Source organism: Caballeronia sp. LjRoot31 (genome assembly GCF_964253885.1).
Lineage (GTDB): Bacteria > Pseudomonadota > Gammaproteobacteria > Burkholderiales > Burkholderiaceae > Caballeronia.
Genome location: NZ_CAXURX020000004.1, coordinates 90,510 through 109,898, shown reverse-complemented (window position 1 = coordinate 109,898; position 19,389 = coordinate 90,510). Strand labels below are relative to the sequence as shown.

The window sequence follows — 19,389 nt, the reverse complement described above, 5'->3', positions numbered from 1 at the left end:
CACCAGTGGCGCGAATGCCTATTAACGTCCGGATGATGCCAAAGTGAAAATTACTCGTCAGACTGATGCGGGCTTGGTCGTGGTCGTTGTCTACGATGGCTTGAGCCTCTTTGAATATGGGTGCGCCGTCGAGGTGTTCGGACTTCCGAGGCCAGAGATGGGCGATGTTTGGTATCGATTCGCGATCGCGGCCGCAGAGCCGGGGGCATTGCGCGGAGCCGGCGGCATTCATGTCCAGGCAGACGGCGGACTCGAGCTTTTGTCCAAAGCGAAAACGATCATCATTCCCGGGTGGCGCGGCATCGCGGAACCGGTGCCGGATGAACTTTGCCTCGCCTTAAGAAAAGCAAACAAGCGCGGTGCACGCGTGATGTCGATTTGCACTGGCGCCTTCGTATTGGCCGCTGCCGGTCTGCTCGACGGTAAGCGCGCGACGACGCACTGGCGTCACGCCGCAGGCTTAGCAGAGCGATATCCTTCAATCTCTGTCGAACCCGACGTTCTCTATGTCGACGCGGGCGACGTTCTAACGTCGGCGGGCAGCGCAGCGGGAATTGATCTGTGTTTGCATCTGATCCGACGTGACTTGGGCCCTCGGGCCGCCAATCAAGTCGCCCGACGCCTCGTCATGCCGCCACATCGCGAAGGCGGTCAGGCGCAGTATGTCGAAGAACCCGTTCAGCGCCGCAGCGGGTCGACGCTAACGCCGCTGGTCGACGCGGTTCGTGGTGGGTTAGCCGAGGACTGGTCAATCACACGCATGGCTGCCGCCACCGCAATGAGCGGGCGAAGTTTCCAGCGGCATTTTGTCAGCACGATGGGAATGCCACCCGGAGAGTGGCTTCTGGGTGAACGCTTGGCACGTGCCCGTGAACTGCTCGAAGAGTCGACTCTGTCGGTCGATGAGATCGCGTCAGCAGTTGGTTTCGGCGCCGCCGCGACCCTGCGCAATCACTTCAGAACGCGACTCGGTACGAGTCCAGGTTACTACCGTGAACGATTTAAGGCCTCTGACCTGGCCTAACGCCAAATACCGATAGCTTCGGCACTGACCCCCGTTACGTGCCAGCTTCTAGGCGATCGTCATAGCACACGACGACCAACGAATCTCGTCGCGATGATGGTCGCGTGGTGCTGGCAGCATCTGTGCGCTGCGTTTCTCACGTAGCCCTCGACAGCCTTGATTCTGTCGTGTCCGAAGCCACCGGCCAGAAAAACTCACGCCCCCCGGCCGAATTCCCCGCGAGCAGTGTCTGGAAGCTCGGCGGCGGACCTTTTGCGCCTATGCCGCCCGATCTGGTGGTGGTTCGCATATACCCCTCCTCCCTATATGGAAATTTGATCATGATATATACTCCCCTACGGTATATGAGGAGTCGTTCATGAGTCACACAATTCGTGAGAAGCAGAAGCTTCTCAACAGAGTCCGTCGCATCAAGGGACAGGTCGAAGCCATCGAGCGTGCACTAGAAGAAGAGCGAGGCTGTTCTGACGTGCTCCAGCAAATCACGAGCTGTCGCGGGGCGATGAACGGACTGCTAGCCGTCGTGCTCGAAGACCACATCCGTTCCCACCTCGTCGATGCCGACACTGACGAACAGCTCGCTGGCAGCGCGACCGAGCAGCTCATCGAAGTCGTCCACAGCTATTTCAAGTAGAGCGAAAAATGAGTGATTTCAAAAACGCCGCGTTCGGCGCGGGACATGACCACATCTTTCTTGGCGCAGGCCATGAAAGCAACGAACGAAAAACCTGGGCTGTTATCTGGTTATGCAGCGCGATGATGCTGCTCGAGATTGTCGGCGGTAGTATGTTCGGATCGTTGGCGTTGGTCGCCGACGGCCTGCACATGTCGACGCACGCGGGTGCCATGCTCATTGCAGCGCTGGCCTATACTTATGCACGCAAGCACGCGACCGACTCCCGTTTTGTATTCGGCACGGGCAAGCTTGGTGACCTCGCGGGATTTACGAGCGCCATCGTTCTGGCGATGATTGCGCTGCTGATTGGTTACGAGGCCATTTCTCGTTTTCTGTCTCCGGTACCTATTCATTTCGGTGAAGCGATTCCTATTGCCGTGCTCGGCCTGCTTGTCAACGTCGCGAGCGTGTGGCTTTTAAGCGGTGGCGGTCACGGACACAGTCATGGACACGACCACGGTCACGGACATGGTCACGATGAGCACGCTCATGAAGAAGAAGGTCAAAAGATCTTTTCTCCAGCCGGTGTGTTCGGCGTTTCCATCTTTGAGGATGGCGTGCCGCCGGTTTTCCGGATCACTCCGGCCACCGAGCAATCACGACTGGACCCGACAGCCGTGTTCGTCACGACCATCCGGCCAGACGGTACTCGGCAGGTGTTTGAATTGGCAGACCGTGGCGGCTATCTGGAATCGAAACAAGACATTCCTGAGCCGCACGCATTCAAAGCTATCGTGCAGTTGCAGGATGGCGAGCACGAAATCGAATTCGAGGAACACGAGCACCACGACGACCCGCATGAAGTAGCGACTCGCGACCACAACATCAGATCTGCGTACATTCACGTGATCGCGGATGCGGCGGTTTCTGTGCTGGCTATCATCGGTCTTGTACTGGCTCGCGCGTTTGGCTGGCTTTGGATGGATCCGCTCGCTGGTGTCATCGGCGCGCTGGTGATTGCAAACTGGTCGTACGGTCTGATCCGAGACACTGGTGCGATCCTGCTCGACATGAGCTCCGACCGGCGCTTAGCAGAGAATGTGCGGCATGCCATCGAGGACCGTGGCGACAAGGTGGTTGACCTGCATGTGTGGCGAGTGGGACCCGGCCATATGAGCGCGGTGGTATCGATTGCCACCGATGAGTCGCAGCACGACTCGTGCTTTTATCACGCGGCTCTTAAGCGCTTCAAGGGACTATCGCATGTCACCGTTGAAGTGCAGCCCGCTCATTCGGCGGCCTGAGCCATGGCAGTCAAATCACCTTGCATCGACGTATGCGCGTTCGATGGCAAGACTAAATTATGCGTCGGATGCTTTCGCACTCTCGAAGAAACCCGAGGGTGGAAGAATATGGCGGATCACCGACGCCATCTGGTGATTAACGACCGTTTCCGACGACAGGCCAAGATACAGTGTGAATGACCCGACGTGTCGATGGAGCAGCGTGCCTCCCACGGGCGACCAGCACGGCGATGGTAGCGCCGTGACCTTTACGGGGTGCACTCAACATTCGGATGAAAACGTACGATAGCCGAGCCGCACAATCATATAGATCAACGACTTCGCGCGCTTGTCTCGCCGCAGTCCATACGACAACTCCACGAGAAGTAGGGGTCGTCTCAATATCCGGAAACTTGCGCACGTTAAGATAGGCGCGTGCCGTCTTCAACGGTGCGCAAAGCTGTTGCCGTTGAGTTTGATAACGCAACTGGTTTGCGCAACCTTCGCAAGCCTTCTTATCCATCACGCGGCGACGTTGCTCAAATGATCGTTTGTGCGATCCTGGTAGGCAGCGCCGGAGGGCGAAATTCGGCCAAGAGCCGGTGACGAACTGGCGTCGAGCGTCGGAAATCAGTTTGATGCCAGCCTCTCGACGATGGGTGCGGAGGATACCGTGTTGATCCGCTTTCGCATGCAGGAGGCCGTCGACGGACACAGCGCCGCGAATTGCCTGCATAACCGCACTTCGCTGGGGACGTCTTCGCGGTTCACCCGCTCGTAACCGGCTCGCTCGAAAAATCGCTCCGCCGTCGTTGTCAGTAGCCAAACATCCTGTCGCCCGCATGAGCGTGCGTTGTCTTCGAGGCGTGCTACCAGTGCACGTGCGATTCCTATTCCGCGTGCCTCCGGTGCGACAGCCAGTGATCTCAACAGCACGCTAGAGCCGAGCTGTTCAAGTCCGCCGATGCCGATAACCGATCCGCTTGCACCTTCTGCAACCAGAAATCCTTTGATGAGCGTTTTCGAAATATCTTCTACAGGCAAGTCATTCGCGCGTAAAAGACTTTGGATCTCGCACAGGTCGGCCTCATCGGCCATTCGTATCTGCATAGCAGTATGCTCACTCGAAATTGACTTGACGGTCGTCGAACTTTTCTCTGGAGGCGAGACGTGTCGCCAGGATGAACGCAACGGCTGAAACCAGCGACACCAGCAACACGGTCCATTCGACAGGGAGATAGTTTCCGCCGACCGTCCAGATCGCAGCGGCGGAAATCGGCGCAATGCCCTTGGCAATATTCGAGGGCATCGAGAGTAGTCCGCTCGCGGCTCCATAGCGCCACTTGCGATAGCGTGAAATACGGATCGCCCTTGCAGAGCTGCGACCAGACGAACACCATTGCTGTGCAAGGGGCTGCGGCCAGCAGGATCAAGCCGGCGATGTAGCTGTCGAGTTGATCCGAGGGAAGCCACGGCGCGAACACATGGCGGATGAAGATCCAGCCGAGTAACGCCATCGAGAACGGTTTGACGAACCAGTTCACAAAGAGCGTGACGCCAATACCACGCCACTGACTCTTGACCTGGGTCATCGCGGCAAAATCAATCTTGACCAGCATCGGAATGATCATCACCCAGATGAGCACGCCGACCGGGAGATTGACCTGTGCCACTTCCATGCGGCCGATTGCCTGGAAGAGCTGGGGCGCCACCTGCCCGAGCAGAATGCCGCCCACGATGCAAAGGGCAACCCAGACCGTCAGATAGCGCTCAAAAAATCCGATCGCCGGCCGATGGCCGCCAACTGCCGTGTCAGTGCTGCTCATTTGATTCCTCTGCAGGCCTTTCACCGATCGCGCGCATTTCGTGCTGAATCGCGTTGCTGTCAAGCACATGGAGCGGCAGGTTCACGAACTGGCTCACACGGCTCATGATTTGTCGATATACCTTGGTGAATACCTTGCGCTTGTCTTCATCGCTGCCCTCGAACGCGGCCGGATCTTCAAAACCCCAATGCGCTGTCATCGGTGTGCCCGGCCAGATCGGGCAGACTTCGCCCGCCGCTTGGTCGCAGACCGTGATCACAAAATCCATGTGTGGAGCGTCAGGCGTTGCGAACTCATCCCAGCTCTTGCTTCGCAGCCCGGACGTGTCGTAGCTGAGCGCCTCGCATCTTTCAATGGCAAACGGATTGATCGCTCCGGAGGGATGGCTACCGGCGCTGTACGCCCAAAACTTCCCTTTCCCCAGGACGTTGACCAGCGCCTCGGCCATGATGCTGCGCGAGCTATTCCCCGTGCAGAGAATGAGAATCGAGTAAGGTTTATCGCTCACGTGCGACTCCGGATCGTCACGATGGATTCAGCAGGCGAGCAGCATGCCGCCGTTGATTGCGCTTGTGCTTGCGCTCGATCGTGGGACTTACCGTAGACCGGAGCAGCTTCGAGGGATCTGAACGTCTCCCACGCGACACCCTGCGGATCGATTGTCCACGCCTTATCAGACTTGGCGTAACAACAGGTTGTCTCCGTCTGCTGCTGTGCCGGTAGCTTCGCCGCAGTGAAGCGCGCATTCATCTCAGCCAGCTCCGCGTCGGTTTCAACCTGGATGCCGATGTGGTCGACGCCTGGCTGCACCCCACGTCGCGAGATCGCAAAATTCACTGCCGGATCGGTCAGCTCCCATTTGCAGTAGTCGCCCTTGAGGACCGTGGGCTCGACGTTGCCGAACATGGCGCTGTAGAACCGAATGCTGTCGTTGAGGTCTTCGACCGCGACATGGATATGCATGCGCTTCATGGTGTATCTCCGCAACAGTTGGGGAGATCGCTCGCGGCACAGGTCGCGCCGGCGCAGCAGTTCTCCGTCAGGAAGCCGATCAGACCCGTCATCGCGTCAAAATTCGCCGTGTAGATGATGAAACGGCTTTCTTGCCGTGGCTTCATCAGGTCTGCATGTGACAGATCCTTGAGGTGAAATGACAGGCTGGAAGGGGAAAGCCCGAGCTGCTTCGCGATTTCACCAGCGGCCATGCCGTCCGTCCCGGCGACGACCAGCATGCGGAAGATCGCGAGGCGCGATTCATGGGCGAGCGCGCTCAGGGCGCGTACAACGAGATTAGAGTCCATGCACGGAACGATAGAGCATTGGATTCGATATTTCAAGTATTGTCGAATTGATTTCGTTGCGCAACCGGATGCAGGTCTATCGGCGGGAGATCAGAGTATTGAGCGACTGTGGCACGCGAAAACCGGCTGCTCAGTTAGGCTGAGCGTACGTCGCTTTCGGGTCGACTTCTGCTCGACGCGGACCGATCAATGGCAGCCCACTCCGCCAGGCCAACGTCGGACCAGGTTCGGCCAATTTTAGAAGTTCGTTGGAACCGCGTGAATGGCCGCTGCTCGACGCGTAAGGGCCGTTCGGTCTTAGCGAATGAAAGGGACTTCCCCGTCCCGAGGCTGCGGCGAAAGCCGCAAGTCGGCATCAAGGTGCCATGATGGAGTTTCGCGACTGCATCAAAACCACAAGAGGGGAAGTCCATGTCAATTATCACCGTCGGAATCGATCTCGCCAAGACAGTGTTTGCTGTTCACGGGGTCAACGAGGCCGGCAAAGCAGCGCTGGTCAAGCCGAAGGTTGCACGTGATCAGCTGGTGGCGCTGATCGCGCAGTTGCCTCCTTGCTTGATCGGTATGGAAGCCTGCTCAGGAGCGCATCACTGGGCCCGGTTATTTCAGCAGTTCGGTCACACGGTAAAACTAATTGCGCCGAAGCTGGTCGCGCCGTACAGGATGTCCGGCAAGCGCGGCAAGAATGACGCTGCAGACGCCGCCGCGATTTGCGAGGCCGTGACGCGGCCCAACATGCGCTTCGTGCCGCTCAAAGATGTGCACCAGCAAGCGACGCTTTGTCTTCATCGCACGCGGCAGGGTTTTGTCGAGGAACGTACGGCGACTTACAACAGATTACGCGGCTTGCTCTCTGAATTCGGCGTGGTGTTACCGCTGAGTCCAGAACGACTGCGAAGAGAGATTGTCCCGCATCTGGACGGCTTGCCTGGCTGGGCGAAACGATGCATGAGCGATCTGCTGGAACACGCCGGCAACATCGAGGACCGACTGGTCGAATACGACCGGGCAATTGGCGAGATCGCCCGCGAAGACGAGCGAAGCCGAAGACTAATGCAACTGAGGGGAATCGGACCGACTACGGCGAGCGCATTGATTGCCAGCATGGGTGCGGGACGCGACTTCAGAAATGGTCGGCAAGTAGCTGCCTGGCTTGGGTTGACGCCCGGGCAGTACAGCAGCGGCGGCAAGGAGCGCCTAGGAAGCATCACCAAGGCTGGAGATGCCTATCTGCGCAGCCTGCTGGTGCTCGGAGCTCGCGCAGTAATGGCGAGTCTGGGCGACAAGCAGGACCGCTTCAGTCGTTGGGTGCGGAACTTAGTCGAACGCCGCGGTTACTGGCGAGCAGCCGTCGCGATCGCCGCCAAGAATGCCAGGATGGCCTGGGCGATTCTGAAGTACGGCGACGCCTTCAGGCATGAACCATCAGAACCAGCCGGCGTATGAACGCTGTGCGGCAACATCGATCAGTCTTTTAGAGCATCACGGCGGGAACCATGAGCGTATAGAAAAGATCACTTTGCACTGCCATCGTGGATGTGAAGCGGGTTGGACCCGCGCGGGGTATGCCTGGAAAAAGTACGGGGATTTCAATCCCGTTTAGCGAACGAGGCCCTCGCGTGCGTCTTTCATCAGGGTCCGGGCAATGAGCCCAACATGACCGTTTGTAGTACCGCAGTCCTTCACCTTCTCACTTCGCTCTGGCAAAGCAATACAGTTCGTCAACAACAGAAAACCGCGTTTGAGCTTGTGCTCAACGGGGAGCCCTTGTAGTAGTACGCAAAAGTCCGTTTCTTGAGGGCACCCCATAAAGACCATAAGAGGTGAAAGAACGCGCGCCGGTTTTCAGTCAGTCTCGCCCGGCCGCGCTCACTATGAGAATAATATTGGTACCAGAGTTGATGTCCCTTTTCCGGGCTGGCTGGCCGCATGTCGGTGGCTTTATTCTGGACGTTGTAGCCGTTGACCGAAACCAGCCCTCGCGCTCTCGAGGGGTACAGCGACGCCACGACGCATGCTGCCCGGCCGCCCCAGTCATAACCGCCCAGCACGACCTGTTCAACCTGAAGCGCATCGAGCAGCGACAACAGGTCTGCCATAAGCGCTGCCTGCTGGCCCGAACGAAGGGTTGTCGATGCAAGGAAGCGTGTTAGCACATATCCCCTAAGAAAAGGTGTAATAGCGCGGGCGCCCCTGGGACATCAGCCGTAGCGCTACTTCGTGCGCAATCTGCCACATCGACCTTTGAATACGAAGGCTCTCGTTGTCTACTGGTCACAGGCCTGCTTATGCCGAGCTTCGAATGCTAGTCATCTTGCTACCAGTTGAGTCTCAGTCCCGCCTCTGTTGCACGGTGCCGATCATCGTCGTCCGCATGCAGGTACTGGCTGGTTGTTGAGATCGATTCATGCCCTAGGTTGTCACGCACGTATCGAAGGTCAACTTGCCCATCCATCATGTGCGAGCCCGCTGTGTGCCGCAGCCAATGGGCCGACGCTTGGCGCAACCGTTCTGTTGCGCGCTCATGCGCTGCCCCCGTTGACTGTAGATGGTCGATCGCATTGTCGAACACCTGCTTAATGATCAGGTGCACGGCGCCACGTGTCATAGTCCGGGGTGTGCCACCGATCGGCAACAGCAGGGGTGTCGTTTCACCACCATAGGGCAGGGGAGCAAGGCCATAGTGTCGGCGATAGCGTGTCAGCTCCATCATCAGTTCGGTCGTCGCCGGCAGCAAACGTTCCTTGTCGCCCTTGCCAGTGATCGCCAGCCACCATCGGTCCTGGCCTTCGCGGTCCCGCCGTCTAAAAAAGCCCCCCATTGGATTGCTCACGACTTCCGAGATACGCAGACCCATCAGATACAGGATCGAGATCAGCCAGCGCACGCGTGCGTAGTGCTCCTGCTCCCGTGCGGTGTCACGGGGCATCGCGTCGATTGAGGTTTTGACGGCCTGCCAAAGATCGTCCTCGAGGAAGCGCGTCACGCGCGGCTTCGCCTTACGCGCACGCTGACGCGATAGAGACAGGGGATTGCCGGCCAGATAGCCCGCGTTGACCAGCCACGCGAACAGCGTATTCAGAATCACAAACGCTTGTCGCTCGCTCGCGGGGGAGAGGGGTCCCGCGAACGGCCGCCAGGATCGGTCGGCGCGGGCCACTTTGCGTCCGGTCATGACCCAGCGTTGCGCCGGTTGCGGGTCCGCCAGAAACCGCCGGTAGAGAAGGAGGTCTTCGTGTGTGAGAGAGGAGAGCGGCTTGCGCAGTTCGGTGGTCGACCATAGCAACAGCCGTTCGGACTCCTTTCGATAGGTATCAAAGGTCGCCTTCGTGTCCACGAAGCGCGCGAGCCACGCCCGGATCGCGTCGACGTCGTTTTGGGCCGCAATTTGAGGCCGGGCGCCGAGCGCGCGGTTCGTGCCGAGGCTGCCGTCGAGCTCTGGTGGGAGATACAAGTTCTCGATCGGCACCAGGGTGCCGTCGGACACGCGGAGGGGCTCAGGAAACGACATATGGGGTGAGACGTCGGTTTAAGTAATTTTGTTCCCATCAAGCAATGGCAAGTTGGCGGCAACGTCGATCATTGGGAACAAAATTGCTTTAAAAAGTTTTAACCAAAATTGTTCCTTCGGCTGACACTTTAAGCAATTTTGTATGGTTGCCGGGCTGATCGACGGTTGAGCCCAACACCGGCCGCCGGGTGCATCGGCACGACGATTTCAACCCAGGGGGCTGAGAACAAAATGAGTTTAAGAATGGACACAAATTTGCTTTAACCAACGGTGGACGTAGTCAATTCACACAAAGCGTCATTTTACTCGACATTATAGTCATAATGTCTAAATTAGAGTTTCTCGTTCAAGATAAGCAACGTTATACGTTATATTATCAACACATCAATCGCCTGGAACTACTCGCCATGGATGCTTCGCCCGCCCTGGAGGCGCAACTGCAGGCGGAAATCGACCAGCTGCGCGCGCAGTTTCCGCGCACCCAGGACCTGTATCGCGAGGTCTGCGTGCTGCTGTTTTTCCGGCATGGCATCACCCCCACGGCGAACCGGCTCTATCAACTGGTGAAGAAGGGCAGCATGAGCGCGCCGGCCGAGGCGCTGACGCGCTTCTGGGCGACCCTTCGTGAAAAAAGCCGGGTGCGCATCGAGCATCCCGACCTGCCGGTGGAGCTGCAGTCCGCGACCGGGGAACTGGCGGCCGCGCTCTGGATGAGGGCGGTCGATATGGCGCAAGACCAACTGGCCACCGCGCAGCTCGAGGCACAACGATCGGTCGCGGACGCGCAGGCTCAGCAGACTCGGGCCGAGGCCGAGCGCGACCAGCTGCGTCAGGAGCTGACGGGCAGTGCAGCCGCGTTGGAGGGCGCGCAGAATCGCATCACAGAACTGGACCAGGCGCTGGTCGTCTCGGTTGCAGCAGCATCGACACTGCAGGACCAGCTAGGCCTTGCGCAACAGGGCGAGCAGCAACTACTGCAGGCGCTTGAGACCGCCCGGCGGGATTTCGCCTCGGAACTGGACAAGCTGCGGGCCGACGGCAGGTTGGCGCAGGAGCGGCTCAAAGCCGCCGAGACCCGGGCGCTATTGGAAATCGATCGTGAGCGGCAAGCGACCGGGCGCTTGCAGAAGGAACTGGACACGGCTACCCGTAAAACGGAGCAGGGCAGTGTCCGGCATCGCGACGACGTGGAGAAACTGCAGGCTCAAGTCGGTAATCTGCGTCAGCAAGTCGGTGTGCTCGAGGGTAAGCTGGATGCGCTGCGTACCGAGAACGCGCGTTATATCGATGAAGCGGCGAAGGCGCGTGATCAGCGAGACCAACTGGCGGTATCGCTGGCGAATGCCAACGCGAAGCAGAAGGTGCCGAAGACCAAGCAGACCGCCGGCGTGCGCGCAGACAGTGCGCCGGTACGCAAATCGCCGCGCACGAAAAAACCTTGATTTTTCCTCGCCGTAACTAGTTTTCGGGCCCGATGAGGCCTCCTAGTCAACGCGCTTGGCGAACAAACTCGGGACACGTGAACCGCGGTTCGCGTACCTGCTCGCCGCGCATGCTCGCGGTGGATGTTGCACCCGGCTGAGAATGCGTGGTCTGCGTCTGGGGACATTCGCGTGCTTCTCGCCTTGCGTCGGTTGCGGGCTGACCTCTCGCAGGCTGGTGCGTTGTTAGGAAATAGTAAGATGTGCAGTAACCGTGTTCAAAACTTGCCGCGCCACAAGCCTGCTCTGAACGCCGGTTTGAGTCGCTAGCCGGCTTTAGAACTACCGCTTTCAGGCCTGATAACTCCAGTTATCAGATGTCGCGATTTTTATGCCGGGCCGAAGACGACATGCTTTCGCCGGCAAAAAACGCAGGCGGTGGCGAGGGGGCAGGGGAGGCGCGGCCGAAGCGGTTGGCGTCGCCACGTCTCCATCGATGGCTCGACGCGAGCGTGCGAGGAGGGCGCAGTGCGCGGGCGCGTGATTGACAACCCAGCAACGGTCCGTCTACTCTACGGGCTGGCCACCCGTCAGGGTCGCCACGGTGCTGTTCCGGAGCTGTCGCCGGCTCGAATCAGACGCTGCCTCGTGCGGCGAAATCTCTCGCCAAGCTTCCCTCCCAAGGGTGGTCTGTGCGTAATCGGCGAACCAGACCAGTAACTTGGGGAGCGGACATGAAGTCCTCCAATCTGAAGTCCATCGTGGACACGCAACTTTGCGCGTTCAGCCAGTCCATCGCCGACCTTTTTCCGATCCGTCACGGGCACTTGATCGAAGCGGTCTCAGCCGGCTACGACACGCGTACGTATGCCGCTCTGCGAAACCGCCACGAACAGCAGCCGCTCGATCCATTGAGCTTTGATCGCCAGGCATGCATCGACCGGTTGGCGGAGTTGACCGATCCGGCAACCGCGGCGGCGGTCGACGTCCTCTTCGGTGGGGCCCGTTTGACGATCGGGGTCGCGCGGCGTGCCGTCCAACCTGAACGGTTTCTCGATCTCGCATATGACCTGGACGCCGAGCTTTCCGGCGTCGGCCAGGATGTGACCCGGCGGACGCGGACCTTCGATCTACCGGAGCAGATTTTCGCAAGCGGCAATGAGCCGTACCGCATCGACTCGGCGCACACGCACCGTGCGCGAGTGGCCTCGCCGGCACGCAGCCGTGACGGGCGCTTGTTGACGGCCCAGCTCGTCGACGGCCAGTGGCGCGGCGCACTCTACATCTACGACGCGCAACACCAAAACGACGATCGCCGCTGCAAAGCCTGGGTCAAGGCGAATCTCGCGCGCGCCATCCTGCTCGCAGTCGCGCCGGATCTGCGTTGCGACGTGTTCCGTCCATTCGGGTACAACGACGGTGTGTGGCGCGTGCGGCTGGTTGCGAGCAGCCGCGTGCAGGCTTTCTGGGGCGGCTCGCCGTTCGTATTCAGGTTGCCCGACCGCCCGTTCCATCGGGTAGATTCGGAAAAGGCCAACTGGGCGGATCTCGGCAACGGCAAGCTCATCGACGGGGTGTGGCTCGGCGACGTCTACCCGAACGGCAGCGACGGCCTGAAGAATCCGCTGTCCGCGGACGACGTCAGGACAGCCTTTCTGAGTAGCGCGCGTGCAACCCTGGCTCGGGCGAAGTTCGCCGCCTAAGCTGGGGTTCGGGGAGCAATAGGAGCAGCCAACCGGCTTAAGCTGCCAACCTCGTCATGGTCTCAGCAACGTGGACAGTAGATCCTGCCCATAGCGCATAAAGAGATGCCGGTCGAAGAATCGAAACCGGTGGTTCTCGGCGTAGACTTACCATCCATTCCACAGTTGAACGAAGCCGCTCAGGAAGGCGTTGCAGTCTTTCGTATTCCAAGACACGTCGGGCGTGTCGTCGAGCAATCTGTACTGTCGATTGGCGCACAGAAAGGTTGAGCGGTCCGCTTGGAGCAGCCAGTTGATGCACTTGACCACCGAGTCGTCATACGTGTTTCCGAATCGATCCACCGGAACGTTGTACAACAGGCCCTCAAGGTAGTACGAAGGTGCCTGGCCTCGTTCCAAGACCCCTTGCTCACACATTTTTTGTCGGGCGTTCTTGAAGATGCGGATGATGTGCTTCATCCACTCGTTCGTTTGCTGGTTCTTCGCCGCAAGGTTCTCCCGATGCAGTTTCGGGTAGTTCACGATTTTGGTGCCATCTGATTTGAAAAAGCAGATGCCGGTCACTTGCTCGTCATTCCCGATTGCCGTGAATCGGCGGTATTTCTTGTGCTGGACGGCGATCAACACGTCGGCCTTCCGCCGGTTGTGAAACGGTTGGATCGCGATGGCCTTGGTGCCGGGCACGGCGTCATCGCGGAAGCGTTCAATCAACACCTCCATCACATGAGCGCGAAAGGCCTTCGCTGTGTATGCCGCGGCGGGATGAACGGCAGAGAATGCGGCCTTCTCCGGCTCGGAAAGCGGAATGATGTCGTAATAAAAAACTGATTCGAGCATGATGACGACATCGACATCGCTTTCCTTAAGAATGTTAGTGTCGTTGCGGTATGACCCCTGCAGAAAAATCTTGTAGTTCATATCCTTGTATCCAGCCCCGCTGCTTTCCAGCGCTAGCTTGATCGTCGCGTAAGTGTCCTTGGAGGTAACTTGCGCTCCGATCTGGGCCCATTGCGTCAACTGGTCTTCTGGGATGGCCATCTGTTGTTTCCCCTACATCAGTAGTTTCTTGAGTTCGTCTTCGTGTTTGCTGAACGACTGACCGCCGCGCTGGTATAGGACGTTCAATTTTTTTGGATCGTGTTCCATGAGATCAGTCGCCATGTCCGGGGTGCTATACGTGTCGTTGATGCGCACCATTGGCACGTCTTTGAACAGAAGCTTGGCGAGTGTCTCCATGGAGTGAGTGTTGATGTCTAGGGTTTTCTGCAACAGTCGAACGAGAAAGAACTTCGATATCAACCACTTGTGCCAGTACCTCGGAGGTTCGGGGTAGACGCCCACGCCAATGCTCACAACCCGGAGTTGTTCGCGGGACATCTTGAGCGCCATTACCGCATCGGCTATCGCGTACAGCGTGGGGTTGTTTGCGCAGTAGCCGCCGTCTAGGAGTTCGATCTCACTGCCATCCGACGTAGTGATTATCTTTCGGTTGAAGAAGGGATAGGCGGAGCACGACGCCACCACCGCGTCCGCGATGGTGCAACCGAATCCGGGCTGGAACGTGGCATGCATCCCATGCGCCTGTGCCACGCTCGCCTTGAAGATCATTGGTCGTTCTTCGCGCCACCGCGAAGCGACGACACCAATACCTGTTTGAACCGCTTCGAACTTCTGATCGCCGAAAACATCAACAGCGAGCTTTTCAAGGGCTCTGGTGCGAGATCCGCTGAAGCGCAAACCCATGATCTGCGGGACGTGCGTGCGGTAGAGCGCATGAATCTCATCAACCGTTTTGCCCAGGGCCAGGAGTGCCGCGATGATGGCCCCGGTGCTGGTCCCAAAGATCAAGTCGAACTGTTCACTCAGCGGCTTGCCTCCGAGCAAAGCTTCGAGCTGTTTCAGGATGCCGATACTGTAGAAGCCCTTTGCCCCACCGCCATCCAGAGCGAGGATGCGGCACGTTTGAGGCTGCGGTTGTTCGTCCATATAGGTCCTATCCGTTTCAGGATGCGACAGTCGTCCACGTAAAGACGAGGCGTTCTGCGTACAGCACACACTTCCAGTTCGCTCATCTTCCAATACCGCATCCAACGGGTGAAGTGGCAACCCCGTTGCAGAACTACGACCGCATCGTGCCGCCGTTCTCTTCTACGGCAGCCCGGACGAGGTCCCGAACCCCCCGCATGAACTCCAGGGCAGGGCCCGAATTCACAGTGCCCGGAATGGGCGCCGCCAGTTCATAGATGCCCCGAATATCGACGGCGCGGCGGGCGGCTGACCCTTTGCCCTTGTGCTCCATTCCGCGACGCCAGTCGGCAAGATGCTTATCGACCAGACGATGCAGGGCCAGTCCGTGCAGTCCGCTGAAAACCACCTGTCGAATTGGCGCGATTGCCTGCTGGGCCTCGTCGTCATCGACAGGCGGCCGCGTCCAAGCGACCGGGTTGTCGAGGAAGTTGGCCACCTCTTCGGTGATGCGGCCGACCAGATCAGCGACAGGCCGCAGGGAGTCGTACTCGACGCTGGATTCGTTCGAGATCTGACGGTTGAGCGCCTTGATCCGGCTCCAGTGTTCCGCCGGCAGCGTGGCGCCGACCACCAGACCGAGGCGGGCCGCCCATGCTTTCTGGAAGCTGTCGGCCGCGCGCTGCACGGCGAAGCCCAGGCCTGAGGGGTCGTAGGTGGGCTGCGCGTCGGGAATTGGCGGCGGCTCGACGGACCTTTCAACAAAGGCGATCAAGGCTTTCAATTGGGCGCGGACGCCTGCAGGCAACCCATTGAGGGGGCCATCGAGCGCACCGAGCATAAAACACTGATCGTCGATCGTACGTTCCATGGCGGCCACGATGGGCCCGTTTAGGACCTCCTTCAGCTTCGACAGGTAGTTGTGAACCGACGCCAGGACGTGAGTTCGCTTGTAGGCATAGCTCGGCAGGTTCAGTCCCTTAACCTGGTCGAAGTGCGTGAAGGCGATGAGCAGCTTGCTGTAGTTGCCGCTCGATGCGACCGCGCGCAGCACAGACTGTGCCGCCGCCTGCACCGGCTGCTCGGCGTTGTCGACAAGAAGGATCGCATCCACGTCAGAAAAGCGCCGGGTGATATGCGTGGTCACGCTGGTAGATGAATCGGGCGTGTGACCGAGGCCCTGGCCGTCGAGTAGCACGAGCTTGGCCTGGTGGTCGGTAAAAACCGGGAACAACGGCCCGATGACGCGGATGCCATCGACCAGTGGCGTCAGCAGCTTACCGAAGGAGGGGGCAAAGTTGCTCGAAAACCAGCGCACCTGGCGCAGGAACTCCGTGCGATCGTCAGTCTCGTAAGCCCACATGAGCGGCCACTTCGAGCTGCTGCTGCGATGCGTCAGTTCGCCACTGTCGAGCAGGTCGAAGCGGTGTAGGGCATCGTCTATCACGTCATGGACGATTTCATGGAAGCCCTCGTCCGCGAACAGCTCGCCTTGGAAGATTTCCAGCGCGGCTTCGCGGTCTTCGACCGAAGCGGAGTAGGGATCGGGTAACAGCTCTTTGGCGACCACTTCGCCCTTCGCCTTGGCCAGCGCGGTGATGCGCGCGACATAGCCTTCGAGCTTGGCCTGCAGTTTTTCGGCATCCGCCGTGGAGATAGCCTCATCGCTGGTTGCCGCAGCGGCGGCGGCCTGATCGGGCTCGCCGAAATCCCAGTCGTCGGTAGCTTGTTCGGCGGGTTTGTCTTTCTTCCAGGAGCCCAACAGGTAGCTGAGGCGGAAGCGCTGGTCTGGGTGGTGCAGGAAGCGATCAGCGATCTTGTCTTCTGGCAGGCGCTCCCAGACAGCGGAGCAGGCGTTGCCAACACAGTCCTCGATGTTGGCCTGGATTACCGTCTCGGAAAAAAATGTGACGACAGCCCTGTAGTCGCCTGCGGCGGGGATCACCTCGATGTCGGACACCGTTGTTTTGGCCGTCGAGGTCGACGGGAAACGGTCCTGGTCGGGGTCCGAGCCGATCAGGTGGCGCAGCAGCGATGTTTTGCCTGCGCCGGTGGTACCCACGAAAAGCGCCTTGGCGTAGCCATCCGCCTTGCCAGGCATAGAAATGACGCCGTTGCGGATCTCGTAGGAGTCACGCACGCCAGCCTGGATGCTGTCGTAGAAGGCGTCGACGATGCGCTTGTCGAAGGCCTGCAAGGCGTCCTGATAGCGGGCGATGGTCCACCAAGCCTCGTCCTTAAGCAGCGCGTTCATCTGCGCGACCAGTTCTTCGCCCGTGGTCTTGTCGTCGGTGCCGAGGCCGCGGCGCATTTTCAGGCCGGGCTTTCCCTTTGAGTCGAGCCGGCAGGGGTGTCGAAAACTGATGTTGTAGCCCGGGCGACCGGGGGTCGTCGCCAGAGAAGCTGTGTAAGCCATCGATCCATTCTTGTTGTTCCGTGTTGTGGCAAACGAATGTAGCCGCGTTAATTTGATGAGTCAAGAGATTTTTGGAACATCGTGGAACAACATCGGCATCCTTTGTGGGAGGTCGGCATCCAGCGCAAGCCTGAGTGCATCCCCGTGATGCTCAATCTCAGATTTACTGTGCAGTAAATAATGCAATTATGGCAAATATTCGATAGAATAGCGATATTCACTGTTCAGTAAAGCAGGTCTTCCAAAGCCAAGATGCATACCTCAAGTACGACCGAACGATCACTTATCGAACAGCTTCTCGAAACTCTTCGAGCGCTGCCGGACGTGCGCGCTGAGCTAGATTGTAGGGAGGCGGTCGGCTTGGACGGTGACAGGCGTCATGACGCTCGGATCACCCTCCATATCGCAGACAAGTCATTCGTTTTGCTGATTGTGGCAAAAAAGACCGCCTATCCTAGGGATGTACGTCAGGTCTTATGGCAGCTCAAAGACTTTGGTCCCACGAGGCAGGCAGGCATAGGCGGGGACAAACCCATGTTGCTGTTGGTCGCGGAGTTCATATCTCCGGGGGGCAAGGAGTTGCTCAGGACTGAGCGGGTAGGGTATTACGACAGCGGTGGCAGTCTATTTCTATCCGCCCATGGCGCATATCTCTACATCGACAGGCCACCGCCGAAGGCCCTGTCCAAGTCTGTGCGGGCGTTGTTTTCCGGGCGCAGCGCACAGGTGTTGCATACGCTGCTGGTTCACCATCAGGAGTGGTTCGGCGGAAAGGAACTCGCTGAACGAGCGCAGGTGTCACCTGCAACCGCCTCGCAGGTATTGACGGAACTGGAGCGCTTCGACTGGTTGGCCTCGCGCGGACAAGGTCCTAGCAAGGAACGACACCTCAAGGAGCCGGCCGCGTTGTTGGATGCCTGGGTGAAGCAGCTCCCGTCGATCCGCCCCGCGACACTACAGCGTTATTACGTGCCCGCAATGACGGCGGGCAACCTGCTTGAGCACGTCGGCCAAGTCTTTACCGCCCACAATGTCGAGTACGCAATCAGCCATGAAGCTGCAGCGCAGCGCTACGCTCCGTTTCTCTCAAGCGTTTCCCAGGTCCGCTGTCGGATGTTGGCCGGCCCTGTCGCTAGCGCTGCTATTGGCGAACTCGGCGCACGCGTCGTCAGCGAAGGGGCAAACCTGGCGATCATCGAAGCGAAATCACCGGGTGAGCTGCTGCTTCGTGAGTGTGTTGGCGGCATCTGGCTTGCCAGCCCGATTCAGGTCTACCTTGATCTGCTGCGCGGCGAAGGTCGCGCCAAGGAAATGGCAGAGCACCTACGCAGAGAGAGGATCGGATTTTGATGGCCAAGCCTGCAACGTTTGACGGCTACAGCGACCAATACACACTCGATTGCGAGCGTGTCCTTGTGACGCTGCTGCGTGGGTTGGGGCCCTGGAAGGACTCGGTCTACCTGGTTGGCGGCCTCACGCCACGCTATCTGGTGCCGGCACGACCACCCGTTGTTCCCGCGCATGCGGGCACACTCGATGTGGACGTTGTCATCGACCTGCAGATCTTGGCGGACACCGACGCGTATCACACGCTGGAGGACAATTTCAAGAAAATGGGCTTTGAGCGCGCCGAAAACGACAAGCATCAAAAGCTCTCGTGGCGCTGGCAAGCCCGCACTGAACACGGTGCGCTCATGGTGCTCGAACTGCTCGCCGATGCACCCGATATCGCCGGCGGCAAGGTTCAGGCGCTGCCCACCGAGGGCACGATTTCAGCGCTGAACATCCCGCATTCGTCCATCGTTTTCGACCTTCACCAAGTAACCGAGATCCAGGCCGAACTTCTGGGCGATAACGGCATCGCGACCGAGAAGGTCAAGCATGCCAATCTCGTCAGTTTTACCTGCCTGAAGGCTTTTGCTTTCGATCAGCGCAACGAACGCAAGGATGCCCACGATCTCATCTATTGCATCGAACATGCACCCGAGGGCCTCGTTGCTGTTGCGGAAAGTTTTCGTATTGAGCGCGATGGCAAGCATGGTGCCGTGATTCAGTCGGCGCTGTCGATTCTGCGCAATCGCTTCTCGCACGACGACAAGATCGAGGGTTATCGCAAGGACGGCCCAGTGTCGGTGGCAAGGTTCGAAATCGGCGAAGGCGATGAACTCGAGCAGCGCGAGGCGAGGGCGCTGCGGCAGCGTCAAGCGAGCGATATCATCGATCAACTTCTTGGTCGCGTTGGTTGATGTTCGCCAAAAACTACGATCTGACGATCGAATGAAGAATCATTCACGAATGGTTAGCGCTCTACACGCGAATAAAC

The 19,389-nt window shown here is 58.9% G+C and carries 17 protein-coding genes and 3 pseudogenes; 9 read left to right on the top strand and 11 right to left on the bottom strand.

Translation table 11 applies throughout. The features are described from left to right. Positions 1-43: 43 nt before the first annotated feature. The 4 genes from ftrA to ACSQ8V_RS38480 all read left to right on the top strand — a co-directional run bounded on the left by ftrA (position 44) and on the right by ACSQ8V_RS38480 (position 3,124). Positions 44-1,024 carry a transcriptional regulator FtrA gene (gene ftrA / locus ACSQ8V_RS38495; RefSeq protein WP_436209369.1) on the top strand — a complete coding sequence of 327 codons (981 nt, stop codon included), beginning with the start codon at positions 44-46 and terminating at the stop codon, positions 1,022-1,024. 358 nt (positions 1,025-1,382) lie between these two features. Continuing rightward, on the top strand, positions 1,383-1,658 hold the full coding sequence (locus tag ACSQ8V_RS38490) for a metal/formaldehyde-sensitive transcriptional repressor (protein WP_436209368.1): 276 nt from the start codon (positions 1,383-1,385) through the stop codon (positions 1,656-1,658). An 8-nt stretch (positions 1,659-1,666) separates the two neighbouring features. Beyond that, positions 1,667-2,944, top strand: a complete 1,278-nt coding sequence (gene dmeF, locus ACSQ8V_RS38485; protein ID WP_436209367.1) for a CDF family Co(II)/Ni(II) efflux transporter DmeF — start codon at positions 1,667-1,669, stop codon at positions 2,942-2,944. A gap of 3 nt (positions 2,945-2,947) precedes the next feature. Continuing rightward, positions 2,948-3,124: a DUF1289 domain-containing protein gene (locus ACSQ8V_RS38480; protein WP_436209366.1), complete on the top strand. Its 177-nt coding sequence runs from the start codon at positions 2,948-2,950 to the stop codon at positions 3,122-3,124. Positions 3,125-3,553: 429 nt separating this feature from the next. On the opposite strand, the gene arsN2 is transcribed toward ACSQ8V_RS38480, so the two are convergent. The 6 genes and pseudogenes from arsN2 to ACSQ8V_RS38450 form a co-directional block, all read right to left on the bottom strand. Next, positions 3,554-4,021, bottom strand: coding sequence for an arsenic resistance N-acetyltransferase ArsN2 (arsN2, locus tag ACSQ8V_RS38475; RefSeq protein ID WP_436209365.1), 468 nt, complete (start codon positions 4,019-4,021; stop codon positions 3,554-3,556). Between the two features lie 22 nt (positions 4,022-4,043). Then, positions 4,044-4,259 (bottom strand): annotated as a pseudogene (locus tag ACSQ8V_RS38470) (MFS transporter); the annotation flags it as partial. Further along, positions 4,258-4,749 (bottom strand): annotated as a pseudogene (locus tag ACSQ8V_RS38465) (arsenic resistance protein); the annotation flags it as partial. The pseudogenes ACSQ8V_RS38470 and ACSQ8V_RS38465, both read right to left, overlap by 2 nt. Beyond that, positions 4,736-5,257, bottom strand: coding sequence for an arsenate reductase ArsC (locus tag ACSQ8V_RS38460; protein ID WP_436209364.1), 522 nt, complete (start codon positions 5,255-5,257; stop codon positions 4,736-4,738). The gene ACSQ8V_RS38460 and the pseudogene ACSQ8V_RS38465, both read right to left, overlap by 14 nt. Continuing rightward, the gene (locus ACSQ8V_RS38455) at positions 5,254-5,721 is read right to left on the bottom strand and encodes an ArsI/CadI family heavy metal resistance metalloenzyme (protein ID WP_436209363.1); all 468 of its coding nucleotides are present in this window, start codon (positions 5,719-5,721) and stop codon (positions 5,254-5,256) included. Before ACSQ8V_RS38455 ends, ACSQ8V_RS38460 begins: the two co-directional genes overlap by 4 nt. Then, positions 5,718-6,050 (bottom strand): ArsR/SmtB family transcription factor, encoded by a 333-nt coding sequence (locus ACSQ8V_RS38450; protein WP_436209362.1) that lies wholly within the window; start codon positions 6,048-6,050, stop codon positions 5,718-5,720. Before ACSQ8V_RS38450 ends, ACSQ8V_RS38455 begins: the two co-directional genes overlap by 4 nt. Before the next feature lie 411 nt (positions 6,051-6,461). Here ACSQ8V_RS38450 and ACSQ8V_RS38445 point away from each other — a divergent pair, with 411 nt between their 5' ends. Continuing rightward, on the top strand, positions 6,462-7,496 hold the full coding sequence (locus tag ACSQ8V_RS38445; protein ID WP_436209361.1) for an IS110 family transposase: 1,035 nt from the start codon (positions 6,462-6,464) through the stop codon (positions 7,494-7,496). A gap of 275 nt (positions 7,497-7,771) precedes the next feature. On the opposite strand, the pseudogene ACSQ8V_RS38440 reads toward ACSQ8V_RS38445, so the two are convergent. Together ACSQ8V_RS38440 and ACSQ8V_RS38435 are read right to left on the bottom strand one after the other, a co-directional pair. Further along, positions 7,772-8,245: pseudogene (locus ACSQ8V_RS38440) on the bottom strand (alpha/beta fold hydrolase); the annotation flags it as partial. Between the two features lie 122 nt (positions 8,246-8,367). Next, positions 8,368-9,561 carry a tyrosine-type recombinase/integrase gene (locus ACSQ8V_RS38435; protein ID WP_436209360.1) on the bottom strand — a complete coding sequence of 398 codons (1,194 nt, stop codon included), beginning with the start codon at positions 9,559-9,561 and terminating at the stop codon, positions 8,368-8,370. Between the two features lie 407 nt (positions 9,562-9,968). On the opposite strand from ACSQ8V_RS38435, the gene ACSQ8V_RS38430 reads away from it, so the two are divergent. Then, the gene (locus tag ACSQ8V_RS38430) at positions 9,969-11,003 is read left to right on the top strand and encodes a DNA-binding protein (RefSeq protein ID WP_436209359.1); all 1,035 of its coding nucleotides are present in this window, start codon (positions 9,969-9,971) and stop codon (positions 11,001-11,003) included. Positions 11,004-11,716: 713 nt separating this feature from the next. After that, complete coding sequence (locus ACSQ8V_RS38425; protein WP_436209358.1) at positions 11,717-12,685, top strand: hypothetical protein; 969 nt, start codon at positions 11,717-11,719, stop codon at positions 12,683-12,685. Between the two features lie 147 nt (positions 12,686-12,832). Here ACSQ8V_RS38425 and ACSQ8V_RS38420 read toward each other — a convergent pair whose 3' ends face one another. The 3 genes from ACSQ8V_RS38420 to ACSQ8V_RS38410 form a co-directional block, all read right to left on the bottom strand. Next, positions 12,833-13,723, bottom strand: coding sequence for a nucleotidyltransferase domain-containing protein (locus ACSQ8V_RS38420; RefSeq protein ID WP_436209357.1), 891 nt, complete (start codon positions 13,721-13,723; stop codon positions 12,833-12,835). A gap of 12 nt (positions 13,724-13,735) precedes the next feature. Next, entirely contained in the window at positions 13,736-14,671 is a 936-nt protein-coding gene (locus ACSQ8V_RS38415) for a patatin-like phospholipase family protein (protein ID WP_165989513.1), read from the bottom strand. Positions 14,672-14,804: 133 nt separating this feature from the next. Further along, complete coding sequence (locus ACSQ8V_RS38410; RefSeq protein WP_436209356.1) at positions 14,805-17,066, bottom strand: hypothetical protein; 2,262 nt, start codon at positions 17,064-17,066, stop codon at positions 14,805-14,807. Between the two features lie 534 nt (positions 17,067-17,600). Here ACSQ8V_RS38410 and ACSQ8V_RS38405 point away from each other — a divergent pair. Further along, positions 17,601-18,416, top strand: coding sequence for a hypothetical protein (locus ACSQ8V_RS38405; RefSeq protein ID WP_436209355.1), 816 nt, complete (start codon positions 17,601-17,603; stop codon positions 18,414-18,416). Next, a complete protein-coding gene (locus ACSQ8V_RS38400) occupies positions 18,416-19,312 on the top strand; it encodes an antitoxin (RefSeq protein WP_165989518.1) in 897 nt (298 codons plus the stop codon). Before ACSQ8V_RS38405 ends, ACSQ8V_RS38400 begins: the two co-directional genes overlap by 1 nt. Positions 19,313-19,389 lie beyond the last annotated feature (77 nt).

What these genes read in the sequence shown, in the direction of transcription:
- ACSQ8V_RS38435 (WP_436209360.1), bottom strand. Translation starts at nt 9,561, where the DNA reads ATGTCGTTTCCTGAGCCCCTCCGCGTGTCCGACGGCACCCTGGTGCCG.
- ACSQ8V_RS38455 (WP_436209363.1), bottom strand. Translation starts at nt 5,721, where the DNA reads ATGAAGCGCATGCATATCCATGTCGCGGTCGAAGACCTCAACGACAGC.
- ACSQ8V_RS38450 (WP_436209362.1), bottom strand. Translation starts at nt 6,050, where the DNA reads ATGGACTCTAATCTCGTTGTACGCGCCCTGAGCGCGCTCGCCCATGAA.
- ACSQ8V_RS38490 (WP_436209368.1), top strand. Translation starts at nt 1,383, where the DNA reads ATGAGTCACACAATTCGTGAGAAGCAGAAGCTTCTCAACAGAGTCCGT.
- ACSQ8V_RS38430 (WP_436209359.1), top strand. Translation starts at nt 9,969, where the DNA reads ATGGATGCTTCGCCCGCCCTGGAGGCGCAACTGCAGGCGGAAATCGAC.
- arsN2 (WP_436209365.1), bottom strand. Translation starts at nt 4,021, where the DNA reads ATGGCCGATGAGGCCGACCTGTGCGAGATCCAAAGTCTTTTACGCGCG.
- dmeF (WP_436209367.1), top strand. Translation starts at nt 1,667, where the DNA reads ATGAGTGATTTCAAAAACGCCGCGTTCGGCGCGGGACATGACCACATC.
- ACSQ8V_RS38480 (WP_436209366.1), top strand. Translation starts at nt 2,948, where the DNA reads ATGGCAGTCAAATCACCTTGCATCGACGTATGCGCGTTCGATGGCAAG.
- ACSQ8V_RS38410 (WP_436209356.1), bottom strand. Translation starts at nt 17,066, where the DNA reads ATGGCTTACACAGCTTCTCTGGCGACGACCCCCGGTCGCCCGGGCTAC.
- ACSQ8V_RS38400 (WP_165989518.1), top strand. Translation starts at nt 18,416, where the DNA reads ATGGCCAAGCCTGCAACGTTTGACGGCTACAGCGACCAATACACACTC.
- ACSQ8V_RS38420 (WP_436209357.1), bottom strand. Translation starts at nt 13,723, where the DNA reads ATGGCCATCCCAGAAGACCAGTTGACGCAATGGGCCCAGATCGGAGCG.
- ACSQ8V_RS38425 (WP_436209358.1), top strand. Translation starts at nt 11,717, where the DNA reads ATGAAGTCCTCCAATCTGAAGTCCATCGTGGACACGCAACTTTGCGCG.
- ACSQ8V_RS38405 (WP_436209355.1), top strand. Translation starts at nt 17,601, where the DNA reads ATGTTGCTGTTGGTCGCGGAGTTCATATCTCCGGGGGGCAAGGAGTTG.
- ACSQ8V_RS38415 (WP_165989513.1), bottom strand. Translation starts at nt 14,671, where the DNA reads ATGGACGAACAACCGCAGCCTCAAACGTGCCGCATCCTCGCTCTGGAT.
- ACSQ8V_RS38445 (WP_436209361.1), top strand. Translation starts at nt 6,462, where the DNA reads ATGTCAATTATCACCGTCGGAATCGATCTCGCCAAGACAGTGTTTGCT.